This is a genomic window from Azospira sp. I09, from assembly GCF_009177135.1.
In the GTDB taxonomy this organism is placed as follows: Bacteria; Pseudomonadota; Gammaproteobacteria; order Burkholderiales; family Rhodocyclaceae; genus Azospira; species Azospira oryzae.
This window is the reverse complement of record NZ_AP021844.1, coordinates 2,980,993-2,994,523: the sequence shown is the minus strand read 5'-3', so window position 1 is coordinate 2,994,523 and position 13,531 is coordinate 2,980,993. Positions and strand designations below refer to the sequence as shown.

Here is a 13,531-nt window from a genome sequence, read left to right as displayed (position 1 = left end):
CGGCATAGCCTATTCAGGCATCCGGCAGGAAGCGTTCCAGCAGGGCGTTGAGGAAGCGCCGGCCCCGCTCGGTGGGTGCGATGCAGTCCGGTGCCAGGGTCAGCAGCCCTTCCCGGGCCGCCTTTTCCAGCTCGCCCCGCACCAGCAGCAGGGGCAGGCCGGTGCGCTGCTCGAAGAGGGCCGGATCGAAGCCCTGGTTGAGGCGCAGGGCGTTCATGAGGAATTCGAAGGGCAGCTCGTCCGCCCCCACGCCGTGCTGCTCCTGTACCGGCTGGCCGGCGGCCACCTGCTCCAGGTACTGCTTGGGCTGTTTCCAGCGCATCTGGCGTTGCACCGAGAAGCCGCTGTGGTCCGGCAGGGTCAGCTTGCCGTGGGCCCCGGCGCCGATGCCCAGGTAGTCGCCGAAGGTCCAGTAGTTGAGGTTGTGCCGGCACTGGTAGTCGGGCCGGGCGAAGGCCGAAGTTTCGTAATGCACGTAGCCGGCGGCAGCCAGGCGGGCCTCGATGGCGTCCTGCATGTCGGCGCAGGTGTCGCCCTCGGGCAGCTGGGGCGGCCGGGCGGCAAAGAGGGTGTTGGGCTCCAGGGTCAGCTGGTAGCAGGAAAGATGGGGCGGCGCGAAAGAGAGGGCCATCTCCAGGTCTGCCATCGCTTCGGCCTGGGACTGCTGGGGCAGGCCGTACATCAGGTCCAGGTTGAAGCGCTCGAAGTGGGCTTTGGCCAACTCGATGGCGGCCCTGGCCTCAGCGCTGTCATGGATGCGGCCCAGAGCCTCCAGGTGCCGGTCGTTGAAGCTCTGGATGCCGAGGGACAGACGATTCACTCCGGCGGCCCGGAAGGCGGCGAACTTGCCCGCCTCGGCGGTGCCCGGGTTGGCCTCCAGGGTCACCTCCGCTTCGGGCAGCAGGGGCAGACGCATGCGCACCGCATTCAGCAGTTCGTGCAGGGCCTCGCCGGAGAGCAGGCTTGGCGTGCCACCGCCGATGAAAATGGTGGATACCTTGCGTCCCCACACCGACGGCAGGGCGCTTTCCAGATCGGCAACGAGGGCTGCCACATAGGCGGCCTCGTCGTTCTCCGCCCGCGCCTCATGGGAATTGAAATCACAATAGGGGCACTTCCTCACGCACCAGGGCACGTGGATGTAGAGCGAGAGGGGCGGAGGACTGGTGAAGTGCAGGGGACTGCCGCCAGCGCGGGTGCCGCCGGCGACGGCGATGGGAATGATGCGGGAGGAAGAACGGGACGACACGAAAGAAAACCTTTCCGCCCGCAGGCGGCATGATGCGATGTCTGAATAATGGCGCTTTGAGTCAGGCCACTGCGGAGCGGCAAGTCCGGAACACCCTGCCCTGGACCGCGGCAGCGCCAGAAGGTTTCCCGGCGCCGGCCGGGCTCACAGTTCCAGCTTGAGGCGTTCCAGCAGCCGGGCCATGGCCTGGCCACGATGGGAGAGACGGTTCTTCACCTCGGCGGAGAGTTCGGCCGCCGTCGCCTTTTCCGCTGGCACGTAGAACAGGGGGTCGTAGCCGAAGCCTCCCTCGCCCCGGTACTGGTCGATGATCTCGCCGTGCCACTCGCCCTCGGCCACCAGGGGCTGGGGGTCGTCGCCGTGGCGCACCAGCACCAGCAGTGAGACGAAGTGGGCACGGCGGTCGGCCACGCCAGTGAGGGCCGCCAGCAGCTTCTCGTTGTTGCGGGCATCGGACTTGGGCTCGCCGGCGTAGCGGGCCGACTGCACTCCGGGAGCGCCGCCCAACGCCTTGACGCACAGGCCGGAGTCGTCGGCCAGGGCCGGCAAGCCGGTCAGCTGGGCCGCATGGCGGGCCTTGGCCAGGGCGTTTTCGAGGAAGGTGTGGTGGGGCTCCTCCGCCTCCGGCACCCCCAGCTCGCCCTGGGGAATGAGCTGGATGCCCAGGGGTGTCAGCAGGGCTGACAGTTCCTTGAGCTTCTTGGCATTGTTGGAGGCGAGGACGATCTTTTGCATGGGACTCAGTTGATCCGTTGGTAGGGAATGCGTTGCAGTTCCTTGGGCATGGTGTCGCTGCGGCCCAGCAGCACCAGGCCGATGCCGTCGAGCAGGGGCCGGGTGATGCTCCCGCCCGGCAGACGGTAGGCAGTAGGGCCGAAATTGCCGGCATTGCGGCAGCGGAAGGTCAGGGCATCGTTGGCGAAGTCCGCCTGTACCGCCAGATGCAGCGGAATGGCATCCGGCAGCACATAGCGCACCCCGGGGCCGCCCTCCGGCAGCATCACCGGCTCTTCTCGCTGGATGCGCAGGTTCACCAGTTCCAGCTCCTTGCGCACGATGGCGGCCTGGTCCGCAGCGCAGACCGCGACCAGCGGCGCCGGCGCCCGGTAGCTCACCTGGAAGAGAATCTGCTCGTAGTAGCTGCGGTCGAAGCGACTGGTGCTGCGGTAATCGACGAATCCGTCATGCCAGGCCAGCCCGTCGAAGCTGTTGCGCGCATCCAGCCGGTAGCTGCGGGGCAGCACCGGCTTCAGGGTGTTGGCGTGGCGGATGAGCTGGTTGAGGTAGTCGAAGACGGTCTTCAGGTCCTGGTGCAGGCGCTCGGTCAGTTCCAGCTGGCGACGCTGGGTCTCCGCATCATCCACGCTGCGGCAGGCCGCCGCCTGGGCCAGTTCGGCCAGCAGGTCCACCGCCGGCGCTTCGGACACAGCGGTTGCGTCGGCATTGCCGGCAACGGCAACAGGAGCGGCAGGAGACAGTTGACGCCTGGCCTCGGGTTCGATGTCGGGATAGCGCTGCCCGGAAGAACGCAGACCGGTCACGGCAGGAGACTCCTCGACGCCACCCAGGCGCTGATCGAAATCGGCGATGGACTGTTCCAGATCGTCGAGCAGGGCCTTGATCGGGTCGCGGGAGGTTTCCTGGGCCATGACGGGCTCCGAATCAATCCGCCAGGGCGGTTTCCTGGGCGTGGATGAGCTGGCGGATGCCGGCTTCGGCCAGGTCCAGCAGCACATTCATCTGCTGCCGGGAGAAGGGCTCGCCTTCGGCCGTGCCCTGAACTTCCACCAGTCCGCCGCTGCCGGTCATGATCACGTTCATGTCGGTATCGCAGTCGGAATCTTCCGGGTAGTCCAGGTCCAGCACCGGGGTGCCCTTGTAGATGCCGACGGAGATGGCGGCCACGTGTTCCTTGAGGGGGTTCTCGCTCAGCTTGCCGGCGGCCACCAGGGACTGGCAGGCGTCCCACAGGGCCACCCAGGCGCCGGTGATGGAGGCACAGCGGGTGCCGCCGTCGGCCTGCAGCACGTCGCAGTCCAGGGTGATCTGGCGCTCGCCCAGGGCCTTGAGATCGGTGACGGCGCGCAGGGAACGGCCGATGAGGCGCTGGATTTCCTGGGTGCGGCCGGTCTGCTTGCCCTTGGCCGCTTCCCGGGAACTGCGGGTGTGGGTGGAGCGGGGCAGCATGCCGTATTCGGCGGTGACCCAGCCCTGGCCCTTGCCGCGCAGGAAGGGCGGCAGGTTTTCCTCGATGCTGGCGGTGCACAGCACCTTGGTGTCGCCCATTTCCACCAGCACCGAACCTTCGGCATGGCGGGTGAAACGGCGGGTGATGCGGACTTGGCGCAGCTGGTCGGCGGCACGTTGGCTGGGACGCATGGAACTTCCTTATTTGGAGAATTTCTGGATGGCGGCGCGGATTTCGTCGATGGCCTTTTCGATCTCGTCGTCGGAAAGATCGGTCTTGTAGGCCGGGTCCCGACCGAATTCGCCGAGCTTGGTGGTCACCGCGTCCAGGGGCATGGTCTGGGTCATCACCGTGCTGGAGGCCTCCTCGCTGTAGCTCTGCTCCCAGCGCACCGCCACCACGGAAAGATTGTCGCCGTAGGGGCCGGAGCGGATTTCCGCCTGGTTGAGCAGCATGGGCACGGCCTGCATCAGGTTGGCCCCCTTCAGGGAGGCGGCCATGACATCGGCCGGCAGCGGCCCCCACAGGCCGTCGGTGCACAGCACCAGGACATCCCCCACTTCCAGGGGGGTCTTGCGGGAGAACTCGATTTCCGGCGGGTTTTCGCCCCCCAGGCAGCTGTACACCTTGTTGCGGTCCGGGTGGGTGGCGGCCTGGGCCTCGCTGATGAGGCCCTCGTCCATCAGCAGGCGCACCCGGGAATGGTCCCGGGTCACCGCCAGCACCTTGCCGTCGCGCATGTGGTAGAGGCGGGAATCGCCGACGTGGGCCCAGTAGGCGATGTTGTCCTGGATCAGGCAGGCGACGCAGGTGGTGCGCGGCGAATCCTTCAGCCGGTGCTCCTGGGAATAGTCCAGGATGGCGTGGTGGGCATTGGTCATGCCCTTCTGCAGGAAGAGGAAGGGATCGGCGATCTCCGGCTGGGCATCCCGCTGGAAGGCCGAGGTCAGGGTCTGCACCGCGATCTGGGAGGCCACCTCGCCGTGGTAATGGCCGCCCATGCCATCGGCCACCACCATCAGCACCGCCTCCCGCGAGTAGCAGTAGGCGATCCGGTCCTCGTTGTTCTGCCGCTTGCCGATGCGGCTTTCCTGGTAGATGGTGAATTTCATTTAGCAGTCATTCCCTTGATCTTGCCCACCAGATGGCCCAGCCATCCTTCCTTTTCCGCCGCCTTGCTGGCTCCCTGACCCGGCATGTCCACCGCCTCGGTGAGGGCCTTCTGCAGGGCGAAGACGCTCTGGGGACGGTACAGGTGGTTGAGGCACAGGCACCAGTCGATGGTCTCCAGCAGCTGGTCCGAATACTGGCCCTCCCAGCGCACCGAGGCCGGCTGCAGCTGATCCTTCTCCATGCGCGCATCGGCCGCCTGGGGCGCCGCCCCGGCCAGACAGGAGTACATGGAGGCGCCCACCGAATAGATGTCGCTCCAGGGCCCCAGTTCGTCCCGCTTGAAGTAGTGCTCGGGGGAGGCGAAACCCGGGGTGTACATGGGTTTCAGCATGGGGGTGTCGGAATGCAGGGTCTGGCGGGCGGCGCCGAAGTCGATCAGCACCGGCGTATTGTCGGCCCGCAGGTAGATGTTGGACGGTTTCAGGTCCAGGTGCAGCAGCTTGTGGGTGTGCACTTCGCGCAGGCCGTTGAGCATGCGGGTGAACACGCCGCGGATGAATTTCTCGTGGATGTGACCGTGGTGCTTCTGGATGAATTCCTGCAGGGTGCGCCCCCGCTCGTATTCCATGACCATATAAACCGTGTCGTTGGCGCGGAAAAAGTTCAGCACCTGGATCACGTTGGGATGGTTCAGCTTGGCCAGGGCCCGGCCTTCCTCGAAAAAGCATTTCATGCCGTAGCGGAAGGCAGAAAGATGCTCCTGGGAAATGACCGGCTTGGTCTGCCCCTCGGAGCGCAGGGCCAGGCTGGCCGGCAGGTATTCCTTGATGGCCACCGCCTTGCCGCTGGCATCGTGGGCCAGGTAAACAATGGAAAAACCGCCGACCGAAATCTGCTTTTCGATGCGGTAGTCTTCCAGTTGGAATCCGGCAGGGAGGGGGTGATTGGCTTGTGACGCCATGAAGTCCGAAGCTAAGATAGCGCCTCAGGCGCACTGCGCGCATTGTCAGGCTTTGCCAACGGACTGTAAAGAAGCCTCAAGAAGCCTCTCCCAGGCCCGCCGTCCGGGCCGGCACACCCCACACAGCAAGGAATTCCATGATCTACAGTATGACCGGCTATGCCGCCAAAACCCGGGAAGTGGCAGGCGGCTCCCTGCACCTGGAACTGCGCAGCGTCAATTCCCGCTTCCTCGACATCCATTTCCGCATCGTGGACGACCTGCGGGTGCTGGAGCCGGCCCTGCGCGAAGCCATCACCGCCAAGCTGGCCCGGGGCAAGGTGGAACTGCGCCTCAACCTGGTCGCCAGCCAGAGCCAGAACCGCCAGCTGGCCATCAACGCCGACCTGCTGACCCAGTTGCAGGCCCTGGAAGGCCAGGTACGCCAGACCCTGCCCAACGCCGCCGCCCTGTCGGTGGCCGAAGTGCTGCGCTGGCCCGGCATGCTGGGCGAACCGGAGGTGGATACGGCCGCCCTGCACGCCGCCGTCCAGGCCACCCTGAAGGAGGCCCTGGAGGACTTCACCGCCAGCCGGGCCCGGGAAGGCGCCAAGCTGGCCGCCATGATCCAGGAGCGGGTGGACAAGATCCGCGCCACCGTGGCCGCCGTTGCCCCCCTCATTCCCCAGGCCCAGGCTGCCTACCAGGACAAGCTCAAGCAGCGCCTGGTGGAGGCCCTGGGCAGCGCCGACGACGAACGGGTGCGCCAGGAAGTGGTGCTGTATGCCACCCGTATCGACGTGGACGAGGAACTGTCTCGCCTGCAGGCCCATCTCACCGAGGTGGAGCGCATCCTCAAGGCCGGCGGCAACGCCGGCAAGCGCCTCGACTTCCTCATGCAGGAACTGAACCGGGAGGCCAACACCCTGGGCTCCAAGTCGGTCCTCAGCGAAGTCTCCAAGGCCTCCATGGACCTGAAGCTGCTCATCGAGCAGATGCGCGAACAGATCCAGAACATCGAATAAGGAAAGGGATGCCAGCATGAGCGGCCACCTCTACATCGTCACCGCCCCCTCCGGCGCCGGCAAGACCACCCTGGTCCGCCTGCTGCTGCAGAACGACCCGGCCATCGGCCTCTCCGTCTCCCACACCACCCGGGCGCCCCGCACCGGGGAGGAGAACGGCCAGGCCTACCACTTCACCGACGTGGCCGATTTCCTGGCCCGGGTGGACCGGGGCGAGTTCCTCGAATGGGCCGAGGTGCACGGCAACTACTACGGCACTTCGCGCACCTGGATCGAACAGCAGCTGGCCGCCGGCCGCGACGTGCTGCTGGAGATCGACTGGCAGGGCGCCCAGCAGGTGCGCAAGGTGTTCGGCGACGCCATCGGCGTCTTCATCCTGCCGCCCTCCATGGAAGAACTGGCCCGCCGCCTGGCCGGCCGCGGCACCGACAGCGAGGACGTCATCGCCCGCCGCCTGGCCGCTGCCCGCGACGAGATGCGGCATGTGGGGGAATTCGACTATGTTATTATTAACAACGACCTGCAGACGGCCCTCAGCGACCTGCTGGCCGTGGTGCGCGCAACGCGCTTGAAGCTTCCCGTGCAGCAGGAACGCCACGCTTCGCTGTTCGCCTCGCTGCTCTAAATTTTCCGCTTTTTGATTGGATGGACCATGGCCCGCATTACCGTTGAAGACTGCCTGAAACAAATCCCCAACCGCTTCCAGATGACCCTGGCCGCCACCTACCGGGCCCGCCAGATCGCCAATGGTTCCACCCCCATGCAGGAACCGAGCAAGGACAAGCCCACCGTCATCGCCCTGCGCGAACTGGCTGCCGGCCAGATCGGCCTGGAAATCCTCAACCGCGGTCAGGCCTGACCCCGGGCCCGGGCGGGTAAGGTGAACCGGTATGGATACTGCAACCGACCCCGCCCCGGCCAAACCGTCTGCATCTTCCGCCGCGCCCTTCGCGCCGGCACCTGACCCGGCGGCGCCGCCCACCCCCTACCCGTTCAACGACGACCCGGCCTACCGGGTCTTCCTGGACAGCCTCGACTACCTGAAACCGGAAGAGATCGCCAAGATCAAGGAGGCCTTTGCCTTCGGCGAAGCCGCCCACCGGGGCCAGAAGCGCCTTTCCGGCGAACCCTACATCACCCACCCCCTGGCCGTGGCCGGGGCCATTGCCGAATGGCGGCTGGATTCCACCGCCATCATCGCCGCCCTCCTGCACGACACCATGGAGGACACGGGCATCTCCAAGGAGGAGCTGACCGAACGCTTCGGCAAGGGCGTGGCCGACCTGGTGGACGGCCTCTCCAAGCTCGACAAGATCGAGTTCTCCTCCTACCAGGAAGCCCAGGCGGAAAACTTCCGCAAGATGCTCCTGGCCATGGCCAAGGACCTGCGGGTCATCCTCATCAAGCTCACCGACCGTCTGCACAACATGCAGACCCTGGGCTGCATGCGTCCGGACAAGCGCCGCCGCATCGCCCTGGAGACCCTGGAGATCTACGCCCCCATCGCCAACCGGCTGGGGCTGAACACGGTCTACCGGGAGCTGCAGGACCTCTCCTTCAAACACACCCACCCGATGCGCTACCAGGTGCTGCTGAAGGCCGTCATGGCGGCCCGGGGCAACCGGCGCGAGGTGCTGTCGAAGATTCTCGACGGGGTCCAGAGCAAGATGCGGGACTCGGGCATCGAGGCCCAGGTCTTCGGCCGGGAGAAGAGCCTCTATTCCATCTACCGCAAGATGGTGGAAAAGCGCCTCTCCTTCTCCCAGGTGCTGGACATCTACGGCTTCCGCGTGGTGGTCAAGGACGTGCCCAGCTGCTACCTGGGCCTGGGCGCCCTGCACGCCCTGTACAAGCCCCTGCCGGGCAAGTTCAAGGACTACATCGCCATCCCCAAGGCCAACGGCTACCAGTCCCTGCACACCACCCTGATCGGCCCCTACGGCATGCCGGTGGAAGTGCAGCTGCGCACCGAGGAAATGCACCACATGGCCCAGGAGGGCGTGGCTTCCCACTGGCTGTACAAGGACACGGAGAAGAGCGCCGCCGAACTGCAGTACCAGACCCACCGCTGGCTGCAGTCCCTGCTGGAGCTGCAGAGCACCGCCGGCGACTCGGCCGAGTTCTTCGAGCACGTCAAGATCGACCTCTTCCCCGACGAGGTCTATGTCTTCTCCCCCAAGGGCAAGATATTCTCCCTGCCCAAGGGCGCCACCCCGGTGGACTTCGCCTATGCGGTGCACACGGACGTGGGCAACCGCTGCGTCGCCGCCAAGATCAACTACGAGCTGATGCCACTGCGCAGCGAGCTCAACAGCGGCGATCAGGTGGAAATCGTCACCGCCGCCCATGCCAATCCCAATCCGGCCTGGCTCTCGTATGTGAAGACCGGCCGCGCCCGCAGCAAGATTCGCCACTTCCTGAAGACCCGCCAGCACGAGGAATCCGCCGCTCTGGGCGAGCGCCTGCTCAACCAGGAACTGTTCGGCCTCGGCATCACGCCCTCGGAACTGCCGGACGCCAGCTGGGAAGCGGTGCTCAAGGAAGGGGGCAGCAAGTCCGTCAAGGAGGTGTACACCGACATCGGCCTGGGCAAGCGCCTGGCCGCCGTGGTGGCGCGCCGCCTGCTGGCCCACGAGGCGGCCCTGCCCAACGCGGAACCGGCACCCCACACCTCGGTGGTGATCCGCGGCACCGAGGGCATGGCCATCCAGCTGGCCCATTGCTGCCGCCCGATCCCGGGCGACCCCATCATCGGCTCCATCAAGAAGGGCCAGGGCCTGGTGGTGCACACCCATGACTGCGCCGTCATCCGCAAGTCCCGCAGTGCCGAACCCCAGCGCTGGATCGACGTGGAGTGGGAACCGGAACCGGGCAAGCTGTTCGACGTGGACATCCACGTCGCCGCCCGCAACGCCCGCGGCGTGCTGGCCAAGGTGGCCACCGAGATCGCCGAGTCCGGCTCCAACATCGAGAAGGTCTCCATGGCCCCCGATCCGGGCTTCTACACCACCCTCAACTTCACCGTGCAGGTGGCCAACCGGGCCCACCTGGCCCGGGTCCTGCGGGCCGTGCGCCTGATTCCCGAAGTGGTGCGCATCACCCGGGAACGCCAGGAGGAATAGGCCGGGTGCGTGTTCTCGTCCTCGGCGCCGGCGTCGTCGGCGTCACCAGTGCCTGGTTCCTGGCCGAGGCCGGCCACGAAGTCACGGTGGTGGACCGCCAGCCCGGCGCCGCCCTGGAAACCAGCTTCGCCAACGGCGGCCAGATTTCCGTCTGCCACGCCGAGCCCTGGGCCAATCCCCGGGCCCCCTTCAAGGCCCTGGAGTGGCTGGGCAAGGAAGACGCCCCCCTGCTCTTCCGCCTGCGCTACGACCCGGCCCTCTTCGCCTGGAGCCTGCGCTTCCTCGCCAACTGCCCGCCCGGGGCCACCCGCCGCAACATCCGCGACATCATCGCCCTCGCCCTCTACAGCCGGCAGCGGCTGCAGGCCCTGCGCCAGACCCTGCCCCTGGACTACGACCAGCGCTGCCAGGGCATCCTGCACATCTTCACCCAGGCCGCCGAGTTCGAGGCCGCCTGCCACGCCGCCGCCCTGATGCGGGAGTTCGGGGTGGACCGGGAGCCGGTGGACGCCGCCCGCTGCGTCGCCATCGAGCCGGCCCTGGCCGCGGTGCAAGGGCGCCTGGCTGGTGGCGACTACACCCCCAGCGACGAATCCGGCGACGCCCACCGCTTCACCCAGCGCCTGGCCGAGGCCGCCGCCGCCCGGGGCGTGCAGTTCCGCTACAACTGCCCGGTGGAGAAGATTGCCAGCGCCGGCGGCCGGGTGGCCGGCGTCGTCGCCGGCGGCGACCTGCTCCTGGCCGACGCCTACGTGGTGGCCCTGGGCAGCTATTCCCCGGCCCTGCTCAAGCCCGCCGGGGTCAAGGCCTGCGTCTATCCGGGCAAGGGCTATTCCGCCACCATCGCCCTCTCCCCGGACAGCGTCGCCCCCAGCGTCAGCATCACCGACGACGAACGCAAGATCGTCATGTCCCGCCTCGGCAACCGCCTGCGGGTGGCCGGCACGGCGGAGTTCAACGGCCACAACCTGGAGCTCACCCCGGTGCGCTGCGAGGCCCTGCTGCGGCGCGCCCTGGAACTGTTCCCCCAGCTGCGCCCCGACGGCGACCCGCTCTACTGGTGCGGCCTGCGCCCGGTGACGCCCTCCAACGTGCCCCTCATCGGCCGCACCCGCCTGCCCAACCTGTGGCTCAACACCGGCCACGGCACCCTGGGCTGGACCCTGTCCTGCGGCTCCGCCGCGGCCCTGGCGGACCTCATTTCCGGCCGCCGGCCGGAACCGGATTTCCCGTTCCTCGGAACGACAAAGCAATAAAACCATAAAAACCACCACCCAAAGGAGACAACCCATGAGCACCGTGCTTTCCCACCTGGAGGACGGGGTCCTGACCCTGACCCTGAACCGCCCCGAGGCCCTCAACGCCCTCAACCTGGCCATGATCGAGGACCTGCGCGCCGCCACCGCCCGGGCCGAGCACGACGAGGCCGTCGGCGCCGTGGTCCTGCGCGGCGGCGAGCACTTCATGGCCGGCGGCGACCTCAAGTGGTTCCACAGCCAGCTGGCCCTGCCCCCGGCGGAACGCCAGGCCCTCTTCGAACAGACCATCGCCGCCGTGCACGCCACCACCCTGCAGGTGCGCCGCATGGGCAAACCCGTAGTGGCCTCGGTCAGCGGTGCCGCCGCCGGCTTCGGCCTGTCCCTGATGCTGGCCTGCGACCTGGCGGTGGCCGCCGACAACGCCTATTTCACCCTGGCCTACTGCCACATCGGCCTTTCCCCCGACGGCGGCGCCACCTGGTTCCTGCCCCGGGCCGTGGGGGCCAAGCGGGCCGCCGAGATCGCCCTGCTGGGGGACCGTTTCGATGCCGCCCAGGCCAGGGAGTGGGGCCTCATCAACCGGGTGGTGCCCGCCGCCGAGCTGGAGGCCGAGAGCGCCAAGCTGGCCCGCCGCCTGGCCGCCGGTCCGCGCCAGGCCCTGGCCCGCACCAAGGCCCTGCTGCAGGCTTCCAGCGGCAATTCCCTGCCGGAGCAGCTGTTCGCCGAACAGGGCAACTTCGCCGCCTGCTCCGTCCATCCCGACTTCGCCGAAGGCCTGGGCGCCTTCCTGGAAAAGCGCAAACCTGCCTTCGGCCAGAAGTAAGGCAGGGCGGGACTCTCCCCCCGGCCTGCCCGGACAGCCAGATTCCATGCTGATCGACACCCACTGCCACCTGGACGCGGCGGAATTCGCCCCTGACCGGGAGGCCATCTTCCAGGATGGCGTCACTGCTGGTGTACAGGCCATGGTGGTGCCGGCAGTGGCCGCCGCCACCTTCGCCGAGGTGCGCGCCTGCTGCCTCGCCTACCCGGGCTGCGCGCCGGCCTACGGCATCCATCCCCTGTACACGCCGGCGGCCCGGGAGGAAGACCTCTCCACCCTGCGCCGCTGGCTGGCCGAGGAGCGGGATGGCCCCCTGGCGCCGCTGGCGGTGGGCGAGATCGGCCTCGACCTGTACGTGCCCGAACTGCAGCAGGGCGAGGCCCTGGCGCGGCAGCAGCACTTCTTCGCCGAACAGCTGCAGCTTGCCGTGGAGTTCGACCTGCCGGTGATCCTCCACGTGCGCCGGGCCCTGGACCCCATTCTCAAGCAGCTGCGCCGCTACCGGCCCCGGGGCGGCATCGCCCATGCCTTCAACGGCAGCCGGCAGCAGGCCGACGAATTCATCAAGCTCGGCTTCAAGCTGGGCTTCGGCGGCGCCATGACCTTCAGCGGCTCCACCCGCATCCGGGAACTGGCCGCCACCCTGCCCCTGGAAGCCCTGGTCCTGGAAACGGACGCCCCCGACATTCCCCCGGCCTTTCTCACCGCGGCGAGCCCGGACCGGCGCAACAAGCCCGCCTACCTGCCCCGCTTCGCCGCCCTCCTGGCCGAGCTGCGGGGCATGCCCACAGCCGAGCTGATCGCCGCCACCGGCGCCAACGCCCGCGCCGCCCTGCCCGGCCTGGCCGCACTGGCGAGCGCCACCCCGACCACCACTCCACCGACTGCCTCGACATGATCGTCCGCGAACGCCCCAGCCTGCTCCGTCTCTTTTTCATCTGGCGCGGCTCGGTGGTGCCCCACGTGCTGCCCCAGATCGTCTTCACCACCAGCTTCGCCGTGCTCATCACCTGGGGCGCCCAGCACTTCGGCCACCTCTTCCCCGACTATTCCGCCGCCCCCTTCGCCCTGCTCGGCCTGGCCTTTTCCATCTTCCTCGGCTTTCGCAACAGCGCCTGCTACGACCGCTGGTGGGAAGCACGCAAGCAGTGGGGCGGCCTCATCGTCGAACTGCGCTCCCTGGCCCGGGATAGCCTGGTGCTGGAGGCGGAACCCCGGCGCCTCCTGGTGCGCCGCAGCCTGGCCTTCGCCCACGCCCTGGCCGCCCGCCTGCGGGGCCGGGACGCAGCCCTGGAAGCGGCACCCTTCCTGCCTCCCAGCGAGGCCGAGCGCCTTGCCCAGAGCCGCAATCCGGCCGATGCCCTGCTGCGCCAGTGCGGCCACGACCTGGTCCAGGCCCGGCAACGGGACGGCCTCGGCGACATCGTCTACCAGGGCCTGACCCAGCGCCTGCACGCCCTCTCCGGCATCCAGGCCGCCTGCGAGCGCATCCGCTTCACCCCCCTGCCCTTCGCCTACACCCTGCTGCTGCACCGCACCGCCCACCTCTTCTGCCTGCTGCTGCCCTTCGGCCTGGCCCGCTCCGTCGGCTGGGCCACCCCCCTGCTGACGGCGGTGCTGGCCTACACCTTCTTCGGCCTGGACGCACTGGGGGACGAGCTGGAAGAGCCCTTCGGCACCCTGGAAAACGACCTGCCCCTGGACGCCATGGTGCGCATGCTGGAAGGGGACCTGGGCGAAGCCCTGGGCGAGACCGACCTGCCGCCCCTGCTGCAGCCCCAGGGCTACGTGCTGCTCTAGGCGGCGCTCACG

General features: G+C 67.8%; 14 protein-coding genes. 8 read left to right on the top strand and 6 right to left on the bottom strand.

The window, feature by feature from the left end; translation table 11 throughout:
• Positions 1 to 13 precede the first annotated feature (13 nt).
• The 6 genes from hemW to AZSP09_RS13970 all read right to left on the bottom strand — a co-directional run bounded on the left by hemW (position 14) and on the right by AZSP09_RS13970 (position 5,511).
• Entirely contained in the window at positions 14 to 1,249 is a 1,236-nt protein-coding gene (gene hemW / locus AZSP09_RS13995) for a radical SAM family heme chaperone HemW (RefSeq protein WP_152090388.1), read from the bottom strand.
• A gap of 144 nt (positions 1,250 to 1,393) precedes the next feature.
• Positions 1,394 to 1,984, bottom strand: coding sequence for an RdgB/HAM1 family non-canonical purine NTP pyrophosphatase (gene rdgB, locus AZSP09_RS13990; RefSeq protein ID WP_014235607.1), 591 nt, complete (start codon positions 1,982 to 1,984; stop codon positions 1,394 to 1,396).
• Positions 1,985 to 1,989: 5 nt separating this feature from the next.
• Positions 1,990 to 2,898 (bottom strand): hypothetical protein, encoded by a 909-nt coding sequence (locus tag AZSP09_RS13985; RefSeq protein WP_152090387.1) that lies wholly within the window; start codon positions 2,896 to 2,898, stop codon positions 1,990 to 1,992.
• 13 nt (positions 2,899 to 2,911) lie between these two features.
• Complete coding sequence (gene rph / locus AZSP09_RS13980; RefSeq protein ID WP_130459832.1) at positions 2,912 to 3,628, bottom strand: ribonuclease PH; 717 nt, start codon at positions 3,626 to 3,628, stop codon at positions 2,912 to 2,914.
• 9 nt (positions 3,629 to 3,637) lie between these two features.
• Positions 3,638 to 4,549, bottom strand: coding sequence for a PP2C family protein-serine/threonine phosphatase (locus tag AZSP09_RS13975; protein WP_014235610.1), 912 nt, complete (start codon positions 4,547 to 4,549; stop codon positions 3,638 to 3,640).
• The gene (locus AZSP09_RS13970; RefSeq protein WP_152090386.1) at positions 4,546 to 5,511 is read right to left on the bottom strand and encodes a serine/threonine protein kinase; all 966 of its coding nucleotides are present in this window, start codon (positions 5,509 to 5,511) and stop codon (positions 4,546 to 4,548) included. The genes AZSP09_RS13975 and AZSP09_RS13970 overlap by 4 nt, the downstream gene beginning before the upstream one ends.
• A gap of 137 nt (positions 5,512 to 5,648) precedes the next feature.
• Between AZSP09_RS13970 and AZSP09_RS13965 the strand changes: the two genes are divergently transcribed.
• From AZSP09_RS13965 to AZSP09_RS13930, 8 genes are read left to right on the top strand one after another with little or no spacing between them, the layout of a single operon-like run.
• The gene (locus AZSP09_RS13965; protein WP_152090385.1) at positions 5,649 to 6,515 is read left to right on the top strand and encodes a YicC/YloC family endoribonuclease; all 867 of its coding nucleotides are present in this window, start codon (positions 5,649 to 5,651) and stop codon (positions 6,513 to 6,515) included.
• 16 nt (positions 6,516 to 6,531) lie between these two features.
• On the top strand, positions 6,532 to 7,140 hold the full coding sequence (gmk, locus tag AZSP09_RS13960) for a guanylate kinase (RefSeq protein ID WP_130459829.1): 609 nt from the start codon (positions 6,532 to 6,534) through the stop codon (positions 7,138 to 7,140).
• Positions 7,141 to 7,167: 27 nt separating this feature from the next.
• A complete protein-coding gene (rpoZ, locus tag AZSP09_RS13955; RefSeq protein ID WP_014235614.1) occupies positions 7,168 to 7,374 on the top strand; it encodes a DNA-directed RNA polymerase subunit omega in 207 nt (68 codons plus the stop codon).
• 31 nt (positions 7,375 to 7,405) lie between these two features.
• Complete coding sequence (locus AZSP09_RS13950) at positions 7,406 to 9,637, top strand: RelA/SpoT family protein (RefSeq protein WP_130459828.1); 2,232 nt, start codon at positions 7,406 to 7,408, stop codon at positions 9,635 to 9,637.
• A 5-nt stretch (positions 9,638 to 9,642) separates the two neighbouring features.
• Entirely contained in the window at positions 9,643 to 10,893 is a 1,251-nt protein-coding gene (locus AZSP09_RS13945; RefSeq protein ID WP_232058799.1) for a D-amino acid dehydrogenase, read from the top strand.
• Between the two features lie 34 nt (positions 10,894 to 10,927).
• On the top strand, positions 10,928 to 11,719 hold the full coding sequence (locus AZSP09_RS13940) for an enoyl-CoA hydratase (protein ID WP_014235617.1): 792 nt from the start codon (positions 10,928 to 10,930) through the stop codon (positions 11,717 to 11,719).
• Positions 11,720 to 11,765: 46 nt separating this feature from the next.
• On the top strand, positions 11,766 to 12,617 hold the full coding sequence (locus AZSP09_RS13935; RefSeq protein WP_152090384.1) for a TatD family hydrolase: 852 nt from the start codon (positions 11,766 to 11,768) through the stop codon (positions 12,615 to 12,617).
• On the top strand, positions 12,614 to 13,519 hold the full coding sequence (locus AZSP09_RS13930; protein ID WP_152090383.1) for a bestrophin family protein: 906 nt from the start codon (positions 12,614 to 12,616) through the stop codon (positions 13,517 to 13,519). The genes AZSP09_RS13935 and AZSP09_RS13930 overlap by 4 nt, the downstream gene beginning before the upstream one ends.
• The last annotated feature ends 12 nt before the right edge of the window (positions 13,520 to 13,531 follow it).

Excerpts from the sequence above, each read along its gene's own strand:
- AZSP09_RS13950 (WP_130459828.1), top strand. The coding sequence starts at position 7,406 with ATGGATACTGCAACCGACCCCGCCCCGGCCAAACCGTCTGCATCTTCC.
- AZSP09_RS13935 (WP_152090384.1), top strand. The coding sequence starts at position 11,766 with ATGCTGATCGACACCCACTGCCACCTGGACGCGGCGGAATTCGCCCCT.
- AZSP09_RS13975 (WP_014235610.1), bottom strand. The coding sequence starts at position 4,549 with ATGAAATTCACCATCTACCAGGAAAGCCGCATCGGCAAGCGGCAGAAC.
- rdgB (WP_014235607.1), bottom strand. The coding sequence starts at position 1,984 with ATGCAAAAGATCGTCCTCGCCTCCAACAATGCCAAGAAGCTCAAGGAA.
- AZSP09_RS13985 (WP_152090387.1), bottom strand. The coding sequence starts at position 2,898 with ATGGCCCAGGAAACCTCCCGCGACCCGATCAAGGCCCTGCTCGACGAT.
- AZSP09_RS13965 (WP_152090385.1), top strand. The coding sequence starts at position 5,649 with ATGATCTACAGTATGACCGGCTATGCCGCCAAAACCCGGGAAGTGGCA.
- AZSP09_RS13970 (WP_152090386.1), bottom strand. The coding sequence starts at position 5,511 with ATGGCGTCACAAGCCAATCACCCCCTCCCTGCCGGATTCCAACTGGAA.
- AZSP09_RS13930 (WP_152090383.1), top strand. The coding sequence starts at position 12,614 with ATGATCGTCCGCGAACGCCCCAGCCTGCTCCGTCTCTTTTTCATCTGG.
- AZSP09_RS13940 (WP_014235617.1), top strand. The coding sequence starts at position 10,928 with ATGAGCACCGTGCTTTCCCACCTGGAGGACGGGGTCCTGACCCTGACC.
- rph (WP_130459832.1), bottom strand. The coding sequence starts at position 3,628 with ATGCGTCCCAGCCAACGTGCCGCCGACCAGCTGCGCCAAGTCCGCATC.
- rpoZ (WP_014235614.1), top strand. The coding sequence starts at position 7,168 with ATGGCCCGCATTACCGTTGAAGACTGCCTGAAACAAATCCCCAACCGC.
- gmk (WP_130459829.1), top strand. The coding sequence starts at position 6,532 with ATGAGCGGCCACCTCTACATCGTCACCGCCCCCTCCGGCGCCGGCAAG.